Source organism: Frankia torreyi (genome assembly GCF_000948395.1).
In the GTDB taxonomy this organism is placed as follows: domain Bacteria; phylum Actinomycetota; class Actinomycetes; order Frankiales; family Frankiaceae; genus Frankia; species Frankia torreyi.
This window is the reverse complement of the sequence record NZ_JYFN01000001.1, coordinates 113,095-132,470: the sequence shown is the minus strand read 5'-3', so window position 1 is coordinate 132,470 and position 19,376 is coordinate 113,095. Positions and strand designations below refer to the sequence as shown.

The window sequence follows — 19,376 nt, the reverse complement described above, 5'->3', positions numbered from 1 at the left end:
CGGAGGGATCCGGAGGGGAAGGGCGACCTACCTGGGCTCGCATGCCTGTGCCACTTCGGCGGCGGCACGCCTGCCGGCCGCCGGTCCGGTCAGGTGCCGGTGGACTCGGCCGAGGGCGGCACGGACTCCAGTGACTCGGCCGGCTTCGACACCGGACGGGACGCCCGGCGCCGCCGGCTCCGGACGGGCTTGCCCGCAGCCACACCGCTGTCGGCGGTGGCGAGGCTGTCGGGGTCGTCGGAGTTCGCGTACACGGGCGGCGCCGAGTCCCCGCCGCCGGTCTGCGCGAGGGGAGCCGTCGGGGCGGTCACCGCAACCGCCCCCGCGGGAACATGGCCGTTGCCGTTCACTGCCACGATCGGCCCGGCAGCGGCAGCGTCCGCCACCACGCCAGTGGGTGCCGACGGCGAGTCCGGGGCGCCCCCGGCATCGCCGAGCGCCATGCCGGCGTCGTCGTTGTCCGCCGCGGCCGGCTGGACGAGGTCCGCCGCCGACACGGCGCCACCCGCCACCTCGGTGTCCCCGGCGGGAGCGCCGACCGAGGCAGCCGCGACGAGCGCGGGGCCGCCGGCAGCGCGGGTGGCGGCGCCGCGCGAGCGCCGGCCCGACCCACCGGACCCGGACCCGACCGCGGCCGGTTCGGACTGGCCGGCGCCGGACCCGGCGGCGACCGAACCGGCCGCCGGGTGGGCGTGCCCGCCACCGCCGCCGTTGAGGTGGATGAGCACGCCACGGCCGTTACAGTGCACGCACGGCTCGCTGTACGCCTCCAACAGGCCCTGGCCCACCCGCTTGCGGGTCATCTGGACCAGGCCGAGGCTCGTCACCTCCGCGACCTGGTGCCGCGTGCGGTCCCGGCCGAGGCACTCGGTGAGCCGGCGTAGGACCAGCTCCCGGTTGCTCTCCAGGACCATGTCGATGAAGTCGATGACGATGATCCCGCCGATGTCCCGCAGCCGGAGCTGGCGGACGATCTCCTCGGCGGCCTCCAGGTTGTTCTTGGTGACGGTCTCCTCGAGATTGCCGCCCTTGCCGGTGAACTTGCCGGTGTTGACGTCGATGACCGTCATCGCCTCGGTGCGGTCGATGACCAGCGACCCGCCCGACGGCAGCCAGACCTTGCGGTCCAGCGCCTTGGCGAGCTGCTCGTCCACCCGGTAGTCGACGAAGACGTCCCCGGACCCGGTGTAGCGGCGGATGCGCGGACGCAGGTCGGGGGCGACCGCGTCGATGTACTCCTCGATCGTCGCGGCCTCGCCGGAGCCCTGGACGACCAGCTCGGTGAAGTCCTCGTTGAAGATGTCGCGGATCACCCGCACGACGAGGTCCGGCTCGCCGTAGAGCAGGGCCGGCGCCGACGCCTTCTTGGCCCGCCGCTCGATGTCCTCCCACTGCGCGGCGAGCCGCTCGATGTCGCGTTCGAGCTCGGCCTCGCTGGCACCCTCGGCGGCGGTGCGCACGATGACGCCGCCGTCCTCGGGCGTGATCTTCTTGAGGATGCTCTTGAGCCGCGCCCGCTCGGTGTCGGGCAGCTTGCGGCTGATGCCGGCGTTCTGGCCGTCCGGCACGTACACGAGGTAGCGGCCCGGCAGGCTGATCTGGCTGGTGAGCCGGGCGCCCTTGTGGCCGATCGGGTCCTTGGAGACCTGGACCAGGACCGACTGCCCCGACTTGAGCACCTGCTCGATCTTGCGGGGACGGCCGTCGAGCCCGGAGGCGTCGTAGTTGACCTCGCCGGCGTACAGGACGGCGTTGCGGCCCTTACCGATGTCGACGAACGCCGCCTCCATGCTGGCCAGCACGTTCTGCACCCGGCCGAGGTAGACGTTGCCCGCGTAGGACGCGGAGCTCGCCCGGGTGACGAAGTGTTCGACGAGCACGCTGTCCTCGAGCACGGCGATCTGGGTGCGGTCGCCCGCGTGACGCACGATCATGCGACGCTCGACCGCCTCGCGGCGGGCGAGGAACTCGGCCTCGGTGACGATCGGCGGGCGGCGCCGACCGCTGTCCCGGCCCTCCCGCCGCCGCTGCCGCTTGGCCTCCAGCCGGGTCGAGCCGCTCAGTCCGCGGACCAGGTCATCGTCCCGGCGGATCTCCCGCACGTGCACGACCGTGTTCGGCGGGTCGTCGACCACCGCCGGCTCGTCACCGCCGGCACGCCGGCGCCGCCGGCGTCGGCGCCGGGAACCGCCCGCTCGATCGTCCTCGTCCTCGTCGTCGCCGTCGTCGGCGCGCTCCGCCGCCTCGCCGCCGTCCGCGGCGGCCGGCTCCAGCTCGCCACCGCGCCCGGGACGATCGGTGGCGTCCGCGGCGCGCGGGGCCTCGTCGGTCTCGCCGACGCCGTCCTCGACGTCGGTCTCGGTGCCGTCCTCGTCTCCGCGGGCCCGGCCACGACCCCGGCGGCCACGACGGCGGCGGCGGGTGGAACCCGACCCGCCGCCCTGGTCGTCGTCGTCGAACTCCCCGTCCTCGTCAACGGCGGTGAGTTCCTCGGTGACGATGTCGGTGTCGGTGTCCTCGTCGGCAAGCTCCGGCTCGGCGGGCCGCTCGGCGACGGCGGTCGGCGCCGATTCGGCGGCGGATCCCGCCTCGTCCGCGGCGTCGGCGCGCCGCCAGCGGGCCTCGACGGCCGCCGGCTCCGGCGCCTGGAAGGTCACCATCGCCACCGGGCGGCGAGCCGCCGGGCGGGAGACGGGCTCGACGGGCGGCTCGTCGCCGATGCCGGCCCAGGTCGGGGCGGTGACCCGCCGGGTCCTCGTCCGGGTGCGGGTGCCGGCCGACGCCGATTCGGCGGCAGCCGGTTCGGGCTGCACCGGCTCGCCCTCGGCGGGTGCCTGACCTCCGGCGGGTGCGGAGACGGGAGTCGAGCCGAGCGGCGTGCCCGTGGCCGGCGGCTCGGAGACGCCGGACGGCTGGGCGGCGGCGTCGACGACAGGCGGCTCGGCACCGGCCGACAGCTCAGTGACCGCGGACGGCTCGGCGACGGCGGCCGAGGGAACCTCGTCGGCCGGAACCTCGCTCGCCGGGGCCGGGCCGGGGGGAGCGTCGGCGGCCGAAGATCCGGCGGCCGACACCTCGGCTGCCGGCGCGGAACCGGACGCGGCCTCGGCGGGCGCACCCTTGGCAGCCGTCGCGCGACGCCTGGTGGTCCGGGTACGCGTGGCTCGGGTCCTGGTGGGCTCGCCACCCCCGGCCTCGGCGGGCGCGGTGACGGCCGGCGCCGGCTCGACGGCGGACGGCTCGACGGCGGACGGCTCGGTGGCAGAGGCCTCGGTGGTAGAGGCGGAGGCCTCGGCGGCGGGGGGTGCGACCGGTGCCGTCACCGGGCCGGACGCGGCTCGGCGGGCACGGGTCCGCTTGGGCTTCGGCGTGTCCTCGACGGGCGGCGCAGCCGCGGTCTCTCCGGACGGCGCCCCGGCGACAGGCGAGATCGGGGCCGGCGCCGAGCGGGACTCGGTGCTGGCAGCGGTGGCGGTGCCCGCGGCGACGGCCGGGGCCGGCGTGGTGCCGGCGGCGGCAGACGATCCTGCCGCTGTCGCGTCGGCACCGATCACGGATTCGACCGGGGTCGGGATCTCCGCCGCAGCGACGTCACGGACGGCACGGCGGCTGCGGGTCGCACGGGTACGCCGGGCCGGCGCCGAGGGCTCGACACCCTCGGTCGCGCCGCCACCGGCAGCCGTGGCGGCGTCGGCGGGCGCGGCGGCCGGCGACGTGGCGAGGTCGACGGGCGGGACGGCGCCGGAGACGGCCGGATCGGCCGTGGCAGCCACCTGAGCCGCGGCCGGGTCGACCGTGGCCGCATCGCTCGCGTCGTCCGCCTTTGCCCTGGTTGCGCGGGTCGAGCGGGTGCGCGTCGTGGAGCTGGTCCTCGTCCGCCGCCGGGTGGTGGCCGGCGCGTCGGCCGAGGGCGGCTCCCCGGAGGGGGTGGTGTCCTCACCGGAAACGGCCGCGGGGGCCGGGGGGCCGGCCGCGTCGTTGGTCACGCTCGGGGCGGCGGTTGCCACGGCGCCGTCGGGAGCGGACCCGTCCGGGTGCTCGGGGGGCGGACCGGCGGCCCGCCCTGCGGCCCTGCGCCGACGCGGCGCCGGGCGGGTGGATTCGGATTCGGTCTGGGTGGTCAGATCATCGTCGGGCACGGGTTAAGAAGCCTCTCGGGCTCCCGGGCGCGCTGCCTGGTGCAGTCGCGGCCGCGCAGAAGCCAATGTCTCGGTCCGGCTCGGGTGCTGCCGGGAAAGCCTGCGACGCCCTGCATCACGCTGATGACCGACCTGCTAGCCGGCCAGCGTCGTTGCGGTCCGGCGCCAGCGGGTCCGCCAGCGTCCTATCCTCGCGCAGTCGGCCCTGCTCCAGCCGGGTTGGCTCGGGCGGCACCGACGGGCGCAGACCGGCTACCACGCCAAGGGCGGTCAGCACGTCGTCTGGTCGCACAGCGGGCGTCGTGTGCCGCACGACCATCTCCAGTATCGCACACGTGTCGTTCCCTGCACGACAAACGGCCAAGACCATGGCCGCACGCACATCGAACCGGCGCCGGCCGTCCTTGGTCGCCCGCTCGACCTCGACGACGTCACGGCTCAACAGCTCGGCCACCGCGCCGCGCAACTCGGGCTCCGCGACCCCCGGCAGCCGCACCACCCACCGGGAGGCGTCGATCCGCTCCGCGAGCCCGGCTCCCTCGGCCTCCACGGCGCCCACCACGTCCAGTCCGGGCGGCAACGCCGCGTCCAGGGCGGCCTGCAGCCGCGCCGGCTCCACCGTCGCGGCCAGCGCCAGCTCGACGTACTCGGCCTCGCTCGCGGCGCCGGTGGGCGCGGCGCCCACCCAGGAGATCCGGGGGTGCGGGCTGAAACCCGCCGAGTACGCCATCGGCACCGCCGCCCGACGCAGCCCCCGTTCGAAGGTGCGGGCCACATCCCGATGTGACAGGAATCGCAGCCGGCCCCGCTTCGCGAAGCGCAGGCGAACCCGTTGGACCACCGGCGGGGGCGGCGGCCCCTCAGGCCGGCGTGCCACTACCCACCGCCGCGGGGTCGAGCCGAAGGTCGCCGGCTGGCCCGGCGCCGGCGCCGGCCTCCGCGGCCTCGGCCGCAACCGGGCCGGTGACCACCGGAGAACCCGCCGACACGCCCACCACCGGCAGCAACGATCGGCCGGTCGGGCCAATCTGGGTGTCCGTCCCCATCGTGGGGCAGACGCCACAGTCGTAGCAGGGGGTCCACCGGCAGTCGTCGAGCTCGGTCTCGCGCAGCGCCTCCTGCCAGTCGGCCCACAGCCAGTCCCGGTCGAGGCCCGCGTCAAGATGGTCCCAGGCGAGCACCTCGCGCTCGTCGCGCTCACGGGTCGTGAACCAGTCGAGGGAGACCCCGAGCGGTTCGAGCTCGGCGGCGCACGCCGACTCCCAGCGCCCGAACGAGAAGTGCTCGTTCCAGCCGTCGAACCGACCTCCCTCGCGCCAGACCCGCTCGATCACCGCGCCGACGCGGCGGTCGCCGCGGGCCAGCAGGCCCTCGATGATGCCGGGACGACCGTCGTGGTAGCGGAACCCGACCGCCCGGGCGATCTCCTTGTCGGCCCGCACGGTGTCCCGCAGCAGCTTCAGCCGCGCGTCGGTGACCTCGTGCGACGCCTGGCCCACCCACTGGAACGGAGTGTGCGGCTTCGGGACGAAGCCGCCGATCGAGACCGTGCAGCGGATGTCGCGGTGGCCGCTGGCGCGGCGGCCGGCCCGGATCACCTCCCGGGCGAGATCGGCGATCTCCAGCACGTCCTGGTCGGTCTCGGTCGGCAGGCCGCACATGAAGTAGAGCTTCACCTGACGCCAGCCGTGGGCGTAGGCGGTGCTGACGGTGCGCACCAGGTCCTCGGCGCTGACCATCTTGTTGATGACCTTGCGCAGCCGCTCCGAGCCACCCTCCGGGGCGAACGTCAACCCGCTGCGCCGGCCGTTGCGGGAGAACTCGTTGGCGAGCGTGACGTTGAAGGCGTCGACCCGCGTCGAGGGCAGGCTCAGCGAGACGTTGCCGCCGTCGTAACGGTCGGCGAGACCGGTCGCGATCTCGCCGATCTCGGTGTGGTCGGCGCTGGACAGCGACAACAGGCCGACCTCGTTGAAGCCGGTGGCCCGCAGCCCCGCCTCGACCATGGCACCGATGGTCTCGATGTTCCGCTCCCGCACCGGCCTCGTGATCATCCCGGCCTGGCAGAACCGGCAGCCCCGGGTGCAGCCGCGGAAGATCTCCACGCTCATCCGCTCGTGCACCGTCTCGGCGAGCGGGACCAGCGGCGCCTTCGGGTACGGCCAGGAGTCGAGGTCGGACAGCGTGTGCTTGGTCGGCCGGGCCGGGATGTCGTCGCGGTTGGCGGTGACCGCCTGGATGCGGCCGTCGGGCCGGTAGGCGACGTCGTAGAACGCCGGCACGTAGACCAGCCGTCGACGGGCGAGCCGGGCGAGCAGCTCGGTGCGCCCGCCGGGGGCGCCGGCCGCCTTCCAGGCGCGGATCACGTCGGTGATGCCGAGCACGGCCTGCTCGCCGTCGCCGAGCACCACGGCGTCGACGAACCGCGCGATGGGCTCCGGGTTGAACGCGGCGTGCCCGCCCGCGACGACCAGCGGGGCGGACTCGCCGCGGCGCTCGGCGTACAGGGGGATCCCGGCGAGGTCGAGCGCGGTGAGCATGTTGGTGTAGCCGAGCTCGGTGGAGAAGCTGACGCCGAGCACGTCGAAGTCACCCACCGGCCGGTGGCCGTCCACCGTGAACTGCGGCAGGCCATGCTCGCGCAGCAGCGCCTCCAGGTCGGGCCACACCGAGTAGGTCCGCTCGGCGAGCACGTCCGGCTGCTCGTTGAGGATCTCGTACAGGATCTGCAGCCCCTGGTTGGGCAGGCCGACCTCGTAGGCGTCCGGATACATCAGGGCCCAGCGCACCGCGGCGGCGTCCCAGGGTTTGACGATGGAGTTCCCCTCGCCGCCGACATACTGCACGGGCCTTCGCACCCGCGGGAGCAGCGGCTCCAGGCGAGCGAACAGCGACTGTCCGGACATGCAGGCGAGCCTACGGCACGGCGGCACCCCGCCACGGGCCCGCGCGATCGCCGGACCTCGGCGACTCCTTTGCCCAGCCACCGGCCCGTACGCCCAAGTTGCCTCTTTGGACGGAGACTCCCTGCTTATCCGGCGGACTCCGCACCCGATTCGTCCCTGGGATAAGCAGGGAACGACGGGCGGCGGCTACAGAGCGTAGGGGTCAGAACGCGAGCGTAGGCGGACGTTCTGGAGCAGGCCGACGGCGATCATGTTGGCGAACATCGACGAGCCGCCGTAGGACAGGAACGGCAGCGGCAGGCCGGTGACCGGCATGATCCCCAGACACATGCCGACGTTGACGAACGACTGGAAGGTGAACCAACAGACCACGCCGGTGGCGATCAGCGCGCCGAAGGAGTCCTGGGAGGCGAAACCGATCGACAGCGCCCGCCACAGCACGACGCCGAGCAGCACGATGATCCCGCCCGCGCCGAGGTAACCCAGTTCCTCGCCGGCCACGCTGAACACGAAGTCGGTCTGCTGCTCGGGGACGAACTGCCCCTGAGTCTGCTGGCCGTGCAGCAGACCGCGGCCGTGGATGCCGCCGTTGGCAATCGCGATCATGGCCTGGGCGACGTTGTAGCCCGTGCCCGAGGAGGCCTTGTTCTCGGAGACGAACGAGGTGAGCCGGGCCTCCTGGTACGGCTGGAGCAGGTGGAACTGCAGGATCGCGCCGCCGAACAGCACCCCGCACAGGATCAGTCCCAGCACCCATCGCCGCGGCGCCCCGCTGACCGCCAGCATGCCGAGGGTGGTGAAGACCAGCACCATGACCGTGCCGAAGTCCGGCTGGAGCATGATCAGTGCGATCGGGACCACGGTGAGCCCGAGCACGAGCAGGACGTCGCCGTGACCGGGGGCGCTGTGCCGGATCCCGGTGTGGCGATCCTCGTGCTGCTCCCCCAGCAGCATCGCCGCGCCCACGACCAGCGCCACCTTGGCGAACTCCGACGGCTGGAGCTGGAAGCCGGCGGGCAGCACGATCCACGAGTGCGCGCCGTTGATCGTCGAGCCGAACAGCAGCACCGCCACGAGCCCGACGAGCGAGCCGAGGTAGACGAACGGTGCGTACGCGCGTAGTACCCGATAGTCGACGACGGTCGCGACCGCGCCGAGCACCAGCCCGATGGCGAGGTTCAGCAGATGGCGCTTGAGGAACGTCTGCGGATCGCCGCCAGCCTCGCCGAGGCGCTGGCGGGTCGCCGACCACACCAGCAGCGCGCCCACGACGGACAGGCCGATGACGCAGAGCTGCAACGTCCAGTCGAGCCGCCGCAACGGCGAGTGGCGCCCGGAGGCGCGGTCCCGCAGTTGCCCGATCCGCCCTCGGACGGGTACCGGGGACGAACGCAGCGCGGTCGGTCCCGCCTCCTGGTTCACAACGCCTCCTCCCATCCACCGCCCTCCCGAACGCCGTCCGGCCGGACACCGCCCTCCCGAACATCGCCCGGCCGTCCGCGCGCGCCCGGGACCACGCCGACGCCGGGCGGTCCGGCGGGGCGGGTCACGGGCGCGCGGTGCCCGCGGGCGGGGCTCGGCTCGGCGCCGACGACAGGACGCCGACGGCGGCGGGCGGCCCCGCGCTCCCGGGCGGCGGATGCCAGGCGGCCGGGCCGGTCGCACCGGTCGCCAGCCCGGGGCCGGTGCGGGCGACGTCGGCGGTCGTCGACAGCGCGGGCAGCACCGCGAGCGGGCTGCCGGCCGGTGCTCCCACGACGGGCCCTCGACCCGGCGCCGACACGGGCGCCGCCACGATGGTCCCGACCGGCGGCACCCGCAGCGACGTCGCCGCGATCGTCCCGTCTCGGTTGATCTTCGGCAGGGCGGCCGGGGGCTGTCCGCCCGGCATCGCCGCCGCCTGGCCGACGCCGTAGATGGCCTGGTAGATCCGCTTGGCAACCGGGGCGGCGTACTCGGCGCCGGTGCCGGAGTCCGGGATCGTCACCACGACGGCGAACCGCGGGTCGTTGGCCGGGGCGAAGGAGGCGAACCACGAGGTGTCGCCCTTGCCCTCGACCTCGGCGGTGCCGGTCTTGGCGGCGATCGGGACGATGGTGCTCGGCCAGTCCGCGAAGACGCCGGTCGCCGTGCCGCCGCCCTCGGTGGTGACGCCGGCCAGGCTGCCGCGAATGTAGGCGAGGATCTCCGGGGAGACCGGCAGCGTCCCGGCCTTGCGCGGCGGGAAGGTCTGCACCACCCGGCCGTCCGGGGCGACTGCCGCCTTGGCCAGGGTGGGCTTCCACAGGGTGCCGCCGTTGGCGATCGCGGCGTAGGCCGTGGCGAGCTGCAGCGGGCTCACCGACAGGTACTGCCCCTGGCCGATCGCGAACTGGGTGGCCGCGCCGGCGTTGTAGAGGTAGCCGTCCACGCACGCCTCGGCCGCGTACTTGCGGAACCGCTCCGCCTTGACCGGGTCGGACTCCTCCGGGTAGCCGTTCTTCGCCCGCCGGCAGTAGGAGTCCTTCAGCTCCGCCCAGATCGCCTTCGCGCCGGCGCGGTCGACCACGGACCCCTTGGCTTCCCCGGGCAGGTCCAGGCCGGTGGCCTTACCGAAGCCCATGGCCTGGGCCATCCGGACGAAGTACTCCTTCGGCGGCGAGTAGGGCCCGCGGCCGTTGCGCAGACCGCCGTCGGCGAGCCACGAGTCGTAGGCGAACTGGTCGAAGATGACGTCGCAGGAGATGACGAGCGCCTGGTGCAGGGTGATCGGCCCGGCCGACTCGCCGTCGAAGTTGTGGAAGACCTGGTCGCCGATCTGCAGCGTCGGGGCGCAGTCGTAGCGTTGGTCGCCCTTGGCGCCCAGGTTCTGCATCGCGACGGCAGTGGAGATGGCCTTGAAGGTCGAACCTGCCGCGCCCGAGCCCTGGTAGGCCCGCGAGAGCAGGGGGATGCCGTTGGCGGGGTCCGACAGGGCCCGGTAGTCCTGCTCGGAGACGCCACCGACGAACACCGACGGGTTGTACGAGGGCAGGCTGGCCATCGCGACGACGCCGCCGGTGCGCACGTCGAGGACGACCGCCGACGCGGTCCGGTTGCCGCCGCCGAGCTGGTTGATCGTGTCCTGCAGCGCCTGCTCGGTCGCCTGCTGGACGCCGAGGTCGAGGTTGAGGACAAGGTGGTCGCCGCTGACCGGCGCGGTGGTCGACGCGGTGCCGGCCACCCGGCCGAAGCGGTCCACCTCCAGGCGCTCCACCCCGTCGGTGCCGCGCAGCTCGTCGTCGTAGGTGCTCTCCAGGCCGGCGACGCCGATCAGGCTGTTGAGGTGGTAGCCCTTCTCGTCGCCCTGCTTGTCGAGCTGGTCCTGGGTGACCGGGGCGAGGTACCCCAGCTCGTGGGCGGCCAGCGAGCCGTGCGGATACTCGCGCACGGCCTGCAGATCCGCCGACACGCCCGGGAAGCGATCCGGATGCTCGATGACGGCGAGCGCCTGCTGGGGGCTCACGTCCTTGGCGACCGGGACCGGCTGGTAGGGCGAGCCGTTCCAGCACGGCGGCTTCACCTGGGCGGTACAGAACCTGATCCGCCGGGTCAGCTCGTCGGCCGGCGTGTTGATCACGCCGGCGAGCCGGGCGAGGACCGCCTTGCCGTGGTCGGCCTGCCGGTCCGTCGCGGACCGGTTCACCGAGATGACCAGCGAGGTGCGGTTGCGGACCAGGGGCTGGCCGCGGTCGTCGAGGATCATCCCGCGGGTCGCCGGGGTCACGACCTCGCGCACCCGGTTCGTCTCGGCGACCTGGCGGTAGTGGTCCCCGTCGAGGACCTGCAGCACCCACAGCCGTGCGCCCAGGGTCGCCAGCAGCGACAGGACCAGCACACGCAGCAGCAGGACGCGGATCCGCATCCGATCGTTCATCGGCCGCCCCGCCGGGGGCGCCCGGACAACCGCCGGGAGCCCGCGGCCAGCAACGGAAACAGGAACGGGGTGAGCAGCACCGCGTAGATGCCGGCAGCCAGCGCGCGGACCACCGCCTCACCGCCGGTCAGCGCAGCCTCGCCGAAGATCGAGGTCGTCGCCGCGTAGCCCAGGGTGCCCGCCATGCAGGCCCCGGCGATCGCCGCGAGGGGCACCGCCACCGACCGCTCCGTCGCATCCATCACCAGACCAACAGCGTAACCGACCAGACACATAACGAGAGCAGACTGGCCGAGAACGTGACTTGACGCCAGATCGGCCAACACCCCGACCACGAACCCACTGACTGCCCCGACCAGCGGACCTTCAATCAGCGAGATCGCCGCCAGCAGGACGAGCACGAGATCCAGCCGGCCGCCGGGCAGGCCCAACCGGGCGACGATCGAGACCTGCACGACGAGCGCGACCGACAGCAGCGCGATCGCGGCGACGAAGGTGCGGGCGCGCAGGGTGTCCGCGGAGCCGACGATGTCCCACATGCCGGCTCAGCCCGTCCCGCCCTGACCGGCGCCGATCGTGCCGGAGGTGGTCGTGCCGGGAGTGGCGGTGCCGGGAGTGGCGGTGCCGGGAGTGGCGGTGCCGGGAGTGGCGGTGCCGGGAGTGGCGGTGCCGGGGGCGGCCGGCTGGGTCGGCGCCGGCTGGGTCGGCACCGGCTGCGGCGCCAGCAGGCGGTCGCCCGGGTCTGCCGCCGGCCGGCCGACGACCACGCCGACAAGGTCGAGCGTCCCGACCGACACGTACGGCTTGACCTCCGCCGTCCGGGACAGCCCGCCGACATCGGTGACCTTGGTGACGACGCCGATCGGCACGCCGGCGACGTAGTCCATGCTGCCGAAGGTCACCAACCGGTCGCCCTTCTGCACCCGGTAGGAGGCGTCGTACAGGGTGAAGGTCAACGCGCTCGGCCCCTGGCCGCCGGCCACGGCGCCGAGCAGCTGGGTGCGTTCCAGCCGGGCGCCGACCCGGCTGCCCGGGTCGCAGGCGAGGCGGACCACGGCGGTGTGTGCCGTGGCCGAGGAGACCGTGCCGACGAGCCCGTCGGCGTTGAGGACGGTCTTGTCGACGTCGACGCCGTCGTCCCGGCCCGCGTTGATGGTGACGGTCCAGTCCGTGCCGCTCACGTCGCCGACCGCGATGACCTTGGCCGGCACGATCGAGTACTGGCCCTTGTCCGCGATCAGCCGCAGATCGCCGAGCTGCTTGGACATCCGGCCGATCTCGGCGTTGTCGGCGAGCTGTCGACGCAGCCCGGCGTTCTCCTGGGCCAGCCGGTCGGCGCGGTCGTGGTAACGGTTCGGGTGGGCCAGCGACGAGGCGGTCCGGCCGATCGGCCGGGTCACCGCGGTCACGCCGTCCTCGACACCGCCGAGGACCGAGTGCACGACACCGCGGGCTCCGCTGGCGGAGCGGCCGGTCTTGTAGTCGAGGGTGATCAGGGTGAAGGCGACGATGAGCAGGGCGACGATCACCAGGCGGGATCGCCTCGTGTCACGCCCCACTGCAGCCTCCGAACAAGCTCTCAGGCCCCGCGCCGCCGCACGGCAGGCGCCGGGCGGCACGGGGCACCTGCCCGCTCACCGCGGAGCGGGCACGGCACCGGCCGGGTGGCGACGGGCCGGTGGCGCCGGCCGGAGCCGGCCGCCGCGCACGGTCCGTCGCTGAGGTCGGACGATCCACATCGCCACGACGTTCCCGGATCTGACACGAAATTCCCCACCGGTGGGAACGTCCCGGACAGCGCCCGGGAACGGGCGCGCCGGGGGTTGCGGCCGCGGCGCGCTACCGCCGCGGCTCCGAGATCAGTACCTGCTGGAGCGCCTCGAACTCCTCGACGCACTTGCCCGAGCCCATGGCCACCGAGTGCAGCGGGTTCTCGGCGATGTGGATGGGCATGCCGGTCTCGTGCCGCAGCCGCTCATCGAGCCCGCGCAGCAGGGCACCGCCACCGGTCAGGACGATGCCGCGGTCCATGATGTCGCCGGACAACTCCGGCGGGCAGCGGTCCAGCGTCACCTTCACCGCGTCGATCACGGCGTTGACCGGCTCCTCGATCGCCTTGCGGATCTCCTCCGCGGTCACCACTATCGTCTTCGGCAGGCCGGTGACGAGGTCGCGCCCGCGGATCTCCGCGCTGGGCTCGTCGGGCACCTTGTGCGCCGAGCCGATCGCCATCTTGATCTCCTCGGCGGTGCGCTCGCCGAGCATCAGCGAGTACTCCTTCTTCACGTAGGAGATGATCGCGACGTCCAGCTCGTCGCCGGCGGTGCGGATCGACTGGCTGGTGACGATGCCCCCCAGCGAGATCACGGCGACCTCGGTCGTCCCGCCGCCGATGTCGACGACCATGTTGCCGGTCGGCTCGTGCACCGGCAGGCCCGCGCCGATCGCGGCGGCCATCGGCTCCTCGATGATGTACACCTTGCGGGCGCCGGCCTGGTAACCGGCGTCCTTGACGGCTCGCTGCTCCACCCCGGTGATCCCCGACGGCACGCAGACCACCAACCGCGGCTTGGCGAAGTGGCGTCGCCGGTGCACCTTCTGGATGAAGTACCGCAGCATCCGCTCGGTCGTCTCGAAGTCGGCGATGACGCCGTCCTTCAACGGACGCACGGCCACCACGTTCCCGGGAGTTCGGCCGATCATCCGCTTGGCGTCGGTGCCGACCGCGAGGATGCCCGAGGTCGTGGTGTTGATGGCGACCACGCTCGGCTCGTTGAGGACGATCCCTCGGCCGCGCACGTACACCAGGGTGTTGGCGGTACCGAGATCGACGGCCATGTCACGACCGAGGAACGACAGCGAACTGGACATCGTCGGGTACCGACCTTCCCGGGGGATGCGGTCCTGGCCGCCTCCGGCGCGACCGACGGCACGGCCAGCCAGGGAGCCGGAGAAGCGCGTGGAACACGTACAGGGTTCGTAGATCGGGCAGGACGACCCGGAGCGCCCCACGCGGAAACGATCGCAGCAACCAACCGTCACAGCCGGTCACTGCGACCCACCGGACACGCTCCGGGCAAGTACTTGAAGGGTAGACCGCCGGGCAGCCCCCCGCCGCCCCGGCCGGTCGCGAGGCGGCTCGTGTCACCCTTGGGTCAGATCGACCCAGCGGGCATCAATGGGTAACAGTCCCGGTACGCAACGCGCCTCAACGAGGCCTCGACGGACGGCCAAGGACGCGATGCAGGCACAAAATGGCCGGCCGCGATCGGCGGACTCCGGTTCACGGCTCCGCGGGCGAGTACGCCCCGGGCCGCGCGGCGCCCGGGAACTCACCCGAATCCGGTGAGCGCACGGCGTGGTCCGGTCCGCCCGGGACCACGCCGCGACCACTCACCCATCCGTGCCAGTAAGGATGGGCGCCCGTCAGTCCGCACCCGTCGGACGGCTGGGGACTGACGAGCCCACGCAGGTCAGCTCAGGCCGGGGAAGAACAGGTCGATCTCGCGCTTGGCGGACTCCGGCGAGTCGGAGCCGTGCACGAGGTTCTGGCCGATCTCCAGCGCGTAGTCGCCGCGCAGCGAGCCGGGGGCGGCCTTCACCGGGTCGGTGGCGCCGATCAGCCCACGCGACGCCTCGACGGCCCGCGGGCCCTCGGCGACCAGCGCGACCAGCGGGCCGGAGATGATGAAGTCGACCAGCTCACCGAAGAAGGGCTTGCTGGCGTGCTCGCCGTAGTGCGTCTCGGCGACGGAGCGCTCCAGCGTGCGCAGCTCCAGGGCCACCAGGGTGAGCCCCTTGCGCTCCAGCCGGCCGACCACCTCACCGACGAGGCCACGGCTGACGCCATCGGGCTTGACCAGGATGAGGGTGCGCTCGGCGGACACGGTACTCCTTCTCGATCATCGACATCGTCGTCCTCGACGGGCCCGCGGGCCCGGTGTCAACTTACAGGGTGCCCGCGCCATCACCATGGCCGAACCGGGCCAACTCAGGACCGCAGCAACGCCCGCGCCCGACCCACAACGGGGGCCGAACCAGTCACCAGCACCCCGGCTCCGCCCAGGTCGGCGTCCTCCTCGGCGAGCCGGACCGCGTCGTCGACCGCGTCGTCGAGCCGGGGGGCGACCTCGACCCGGTCGGCGCCGAACACGCCCGTCGCCACGGCCGCGAGGTCGTCGACGCCCAGCGCCGCCGCCGTCGCCCCGGTCGTGACGACCACGGTGGCGAGGACCGGCTCGAGCGCGGCCAGGATCCGGGCGGCGAGCGTCTCGTCGCCCTCGACGGCGACCACGCCGACGAGCACGTCGAAGCTGAACGCCTCGTCGAGCGCGCCCGCGAGGGCCGCCGCACCGAGGGGGTCCTGGGCGACGTCGAGCACGATCGTCGGTGAGCGGCGCACGACCTCCAGCCGGCCCCGGGCGTCCACCTGGGCAAGGCCCGCCCGGACCACGTCGAGATCGAGGGCGCTGCGACCGCCGCCCAGGAACGCCTCGACGGCGGCGAGCGCGACGGCGGCGGCGTGCGCCTGATGGGCGCCGTGCAGGGGCAGGAAGAGCTCGTCGTACGTGCCACCGAGCCCCTTCAGTGTGATCATCTGCCCGCCGACGGCGATGCGGCGGCCGAGCACGCCGAACTCCATGCCCTCCCGCGCCACCGTCGCCCCGCTGCCGGCGGCCCGCCGCAGCAGCGCCTGCGCGGCCGGCAGGGCCTGCTGGGCGAGCACGACGAGGGTGTCCGCCCGGATGGCCGAGCCGACCGGCGCGGCGATCCGGGCGAGCTGCGCCTCGGCGGCGTCGGTGTCCCCGGCGAGCACGGCGGCGTCAACGGCGTCGGCGGCGTCGAAGGCGTCGAGCGGGCTCACCCCGGCGACGCCGTCCGCGCCGGCGACCGTCACCGGGGTGATCGCGGCCACCGGCGCGTCGAGCAGGTCGGCCAGGTCGCCGAGCTCCGCGGAACCGTCCCAGCCCGACTCGACGACGGCCACGTCGACCGGGGCGTCCGCGAACGCGGCGAAGGCCACGGCGGTGAGCAGCTCGAAGGCGCTCAGCGGGCCGTCATCCTCGATCAGCGGCAGGTACGGCGCGATGTCGTCGAAGGCCGCCTCGAGCACGTCGGGCGAGATCGCCGCACCGGCCAGACCCACCTGCTGGGCGCTGCCGAGCCAGCCAGGCGACCGCAGGGAGCCCGCGCGGATGCCGAACGAGTCGAGCAGCACGGTGATGGCGGCCACGGTGGAGCTCTTCCCGACGGACCCCGCGACCACGATGCTGGGGAAGGCCCGCTGCGGCTGACCGAGCAGATCCAGCAGGCGGCGCAGCCGCGCCAGTCCCGGTGGTACCGCGACGGCGGCGCGCTGCGCGTACGCGGCCGCAAACGGCGCAGGACCCGCCCAGGCGGCATCGCCGGACGTCGAGGTGGTGCCGGCGTTCGCCGCGGCGCCTGTCACGGCCCCGATCCTACGAGTCCGGACGACCGGCGGTCCCCGGGCACCCCGGCGGCCCACCGACCTGCCCGTCGACCGGCGCCGGCCGCACGGCCGACTCGTCCGGGTTGCGCGGGTCGCTACTGTCGAGCGCGGGTGAAGGAGGCGGGAACAGCAGGTGACGTGGACCTATGAGGCGGCATGCGCCGCCCTGGCCAGCTCGGTGGACCTGGAGAAGCAGGCGATCACGGCCGAGCCGCCGGTGCCGAGCCTGGACCGGATGCGGGAGCTGGCCCGCCGGCTCGGCGACCCGCAGAACCGGGGCGCGATGATCCATCTGACCGGCACGAACGGGAAGACGTCGACGGCGCGGATCACCTCGGCCCTGCTCGGCGCCGCGGGCCTGCGCGTCGGCCAGTACACCAGTCCGCACCTGGAGCGGACGAACGAGCGGCTGGTCGTCGACGGCCGGCCGATCGACGACAGCGAGTTCGCCCGCTGCGTCGGCGCGGCGGTGGACGCGGCCGCGCCGATGGCGGACCGCCCGACCTTCTTCGAGCTGCTGACGGCCGCGGCGTTCCACTGGTTCGCCGACCGGGCCGTCGATGCCGCGGTGGTCGAGGTCGGGCTGCTCGGCCGGTGGGACGCCACGAACATCGCCGACGGCCGCGTCGCGGTCGTCACCGGCATCGGCGCGGACCATCTGGACTACGCGGGGAGCCTGGCCGGGGTGGCCCGGGAGAAGGCCGGCATCGTCAAGCCCGGTGCGGATCTCGTGCTCGGCGAGGTCGACGCCCGCTTCGACGACGTCTTCACCCGGACGCCGGCGGCCCGGGTCCTGCGCCTGGGCCGGGACTTCGCCATGGCCGGCGGACGCCCCGACCCCGCCGGGCGCCGCGGGGATCTGCGCACCCCCGCCGCCCGCTACGACGACGTCCTTCTGTCGCTACACGGCGCCTACCAGGAGGCCAACGCCGCGTGCGCGCTGGCGGCGGTGGAGGCTTTCCTCGGTCGTCCGTTGCCCGAGGAGGCGGTCCGGGCAGGGCTCGGGTCGGTGCGGGCGCCAGGCCGGCTGGAAATCGTCGGGGCGGCGCCCCTGTGCGTGCTCGACGGCGCCCACAATCCGGCGGCGGCGGCGGCGCTGGCCCGCTCGCTCGCCGAGGAGTTCCCGGACCGGAGCTGGACGGTCGTCTACGGCGCACTACGCGGCCACGACTTCGCCGCCACCCTGGCGGAGCTGCGCGCGCAGCGGATCGACTCGCTGATCTGCTGCGAACCGGCGTCCCCGCGGGCGATCCCGGCCGAGCAGGTCGCCGGGGCGGCGCGGCGGTGGGCGATCCCCGCGCAGAGCGCCCCCGGGGTCGCGGCCGCGGTGCGGCTCGCCCGGCGACGGGCGGGGACGACCGGCGCGATCCTGGTGACCGGGTCGTTCTACCACCTCACCGAGGCTCGGCGGGCGCTGGCGGGGTGATCGCGCGCTGATCCGGAGCCGGGACGGGGCGGGGCGGGCGCTGGAGTCCCGTCCCGCCCCGGCCCGGCTGCGGCCTCAGGCCGACTTCTCCTGGCGGGGCGCCCGCTTCGAGGCGACGTCCCGCGGCACGAGCGTGGGGTTGACGTGCTCCAGGACGACCTCGCGGGTGACGACGACTCGAGCGACGTCCTTGCGACTCGGAATGTCGTACATCACCGACAGCAGCACCTCCTCCATGATCGCCCGCAGGCCGCGGGCGCCGGTGCCGCGCAGGATCGCCTGGTCGGCGATGGCCTCCAGCGCGTCGGAGGTGAAGTCGAGATCGACGCTGTCCAGCTCGAACAGCCGCTTGTACTGCCGGACCAGGGCGTTCTTCGGCTCGGTGAGGATCCGGATCAGCGCCTCGCGGTCCAGGTTGGACACGCTGGTGATGACCGGCAGCCGGCCGATGAACTCCGGGATCATGCCGTACTTGAGCAGGTCCTCGGGCATGATGTCGCCGAACACGTCGGAGGCGTCCGGGTCGTCCTTGCCGTGCAGCACGGCGCGGAAGCCCAGCGACTTCTTGCCGATCCGCGACTCGATGATCCGGTCCAGCCCGGCGAAGGCCCCGCCCACGATGAACAGGACGTTCGTCGTGTCGATCTGGATGAACTCCTGGTGCGGATGCTTGCGGCCGCCCTGCGGCGGCACGCTCGCGGTGGTGCCCTCCAGGATCTTCAGCAGGGCCTGCTGGACGCCCTCGCCGGACACGTCCCGGGTGATGCTGGGATTCTCCGACTTACGGGCGATCTTGTCGACCTCGTCGATATAGATAATCCCGGTTTCGGCCTTTTTGACGTCGTAGTCGGCGGCCTGGATCAGCTTGAGCAGAATGTTCTCGACGTCCTCGCCGACGTAGCCCGCCTCGGTCAGCGCGGTCGCGTCGGCGATGGCGAACGGGACGTTGAGCATCCGTGCCAGGGTCTGGGCCAGCAGCGTCTTGCCGCACCCGGTCGGTCCGAGCAGCAGGATGTTGCTCTTGGCGAGCTCGACCTCGACCTTGCCGCCCTCGGCGCCGCCGCCCCCGCCCGAGCCGCCGGCCTGCACCCGCTTGTAGTGNTTGTAGACCGCGACGGAGAGGGTCTTCTTCGCCGTCTCCTGCCCCACGACGTAGCTGTCGAGGAACTCGTAGATCTCGCGGGGCTTGGGGAGCTCGTCCCACTTCAGCTCGGAGGACTCGGAGAGCTCCTCCTCGATGATCTCATTACACAGATCGATGCACTCGTCACAGATATAGACGCCAGGGCCGGCGATGAGCTTTTTCACCTGCTTCTGCGACTTACCGCAGAACGAGCACTTGAGCAGGTCACCGCCATCACCGATGCGTGCCACCGAGGACTCAGTCCCTTCGTCCAGACGATGGTGTCGCCTGCGTGTCAGGGGCGGTTGACACCGCCCGGTCGTCGCGTGTCTGCCTGCAACCATCCCCGTGGGGACGGTACCCCGCCGAGCGGCCCGGTGAGTGCCCTATCGCTCGGCTCATACCGGTCAGCCTACG

12 protein-coding genes and 1 pseudogene are annotated in these 19,376 nt (G+C 73.4%); 1 reads left to right on the top strand and 12 read right to left on the bottom strand.

Features of this window, described 5'->3' with window-relative positions:
• Positions 1-89 precede the first annotated feature (89 nt).
• From FF36_RS00520 to FF36_RS00475, 10 genes are all read right to left on the bottom strand, one after another.
• Positions 90-4,139 (bottom strand): ribonuclease E/G, encoded by a 4,050-nt coding sequence (locus tag FF36_RS00520; protein ID WP_044882932.1) that lies wholly within the window; start codon positions 4,137-4,139, stop codon positions 90-92.
• Between the two features lie 115 nt (positions 4,140-4,254).
• On the bottom strand, positions 4,255-5,016 hold the full coding sequence (locus tag FF36_RS00515) for a TIGR03936 family radical SAM-associated protein (RefSeq protein ID WP_044882931.1): 762 nt from the start codon (positions 5,014-5,016) through the stop codon (positions 4,255-4,257).
• The gene (locus FF36_RS00510; protein ID WP_044882930.1) at positions 5,000-7,045 is read right to left on the bottom strand and encodes a TIGR03960 family B12-binding radical SAM protein; all 2,046 of its coding nucleotides are present in this window, start codon (positions 7,043-7,045) and stop codon (positions 5,000-5,002) included. The genes FF36_RS00515 and FF36_RS00510 overlap by 17 nt, the downstream gene beginning before the upstream one ends.
• Before the next feature lie 186 nt (positions 7,046-7,231).
• Positions 7,232-8,467, bottom strand: a complete 1,236-nt coding sequence (gene rodA, locus FF36_RS00505; protein WP_044882929.1) for a rod shape-determining protein RodA — start codon at positions 8,465-8,467, stop codon at positions 7,232-7,234.
• 124 nt (positions 8,468-8,591) lie between these two features.
• Entirely contained in the window at positions 8,592-10,940 is a 2,349-nt protein-coding gene (gene mrdA / locus FF36_RS00500; RefSeq protein WP_044882928.1) for a penicillin-binding protein 2, read from the bottom strand.
• Positions 10,937-11,479, bottom strand: a complete 543-nt coding sequence (mreD, locus tag FF36_RS00495; protein WP_044882927.1) for a rod shape-determining protein MreD — start codon at positions 11,477-11,479, stop codon at positions 10,937-10,939. The genes mrdA and mreD overlap by 4 nt, the downstream gene beginning before the upstream one ends.
• A gap of 6 nt (positions 11,480-11,485) precedes the next feature.
• Positions 11,486-12,499 carry a rod shape-determining protein MreC gene (mreC, locus tag FF36_RS00490; protein WP_044882926.1) on the bottom strand — a complete coding sequence of 338 codons (1,014 nt, stop codon included), beginning with the start codon at positions 12,497-12,499 and terminating at the stop codon, positions 11,486-11,488.
• 280 nt (positions 12,500-12,779) lie between these two features.
• Complete coding sequence (locus FF36_RS00485) at positions 12,780-13,811, bottom strand: rod shape-determining protein (RefSeq protein ID WP_009739818.1); 1,032 nt, start codon at positions 13,809-13,811, stop codon at positions 12,780-12,782.
• Positions 13,812-14,413: 602 nt separating this feature from the next.
• Positions 14,414-14,827, bottom strand: a complete 414-nt coding sequence (gene ndk / locus FF36_RS00480) for a nucleoside-diphosphate kinase (protein ID WP_044882925.1) — start codon at positions 14,825-14,827, stop codon at positions 14,414-14,416.
• A gap of 104 nt (positions 14,828-14,931) precedes the next feature.
• Complete coding sequence (locus tag FF36_RS00475; RefSeq protein ID WP_044882924.1) at positions 14,932-16,389, bottom strand: folylpolyglutamate synthase/dihydrofolate synthase family protein; 1,458 nt, start codon at positions 16,387-16,389, stop codon at positions 14,932-14,934.
• Between the two features lie 154 nt (positions 16,390-16,543).
• Here FF36_RS00475 and FF36_RS00470 point away from each other — a divergent pair, with 154 nt between their 5' ends.
• Positions 16,544-17,836, top strand: coding sequence for a bifunctional folylpolyglutamate synthase/dihydrofolate synthase (locus tag FF36_RS00470; protein WP_044882923.1), 1,293 nt, complete (start codon positions 16,544-16,546; stop codon positions 17,834-17,836).
• A gap of 75 nt (positions 17,837-17,911) precedes the next feature.
• On the opposite strand, the pseudogene clpX reads toward FF36_RS00470, so the two are convergent.
• A pseudogene (gene clpX / locus FF36_RS00465) lies at positions 17,912-18,937 on the bottom strand (ATP-dependent Clp protease ATP-binding subunit ClpX); the annotation flags it as partial.
• A 1-nt stretch (position 18,938) separates the two neighbouring features.
• Positions 18,939-19,210, bottom strand: a 272-nt coding sequence (locus FF36_RS36675) for a ClpX C4-type zinc finger protein (RefSeq protein ID WP_277912811.1), incomplete at its 3' end; no start/stop codon positions are given.
• Between the last annotated feature and the right edge of the window lie 166 nt (positions 19,211-19,376).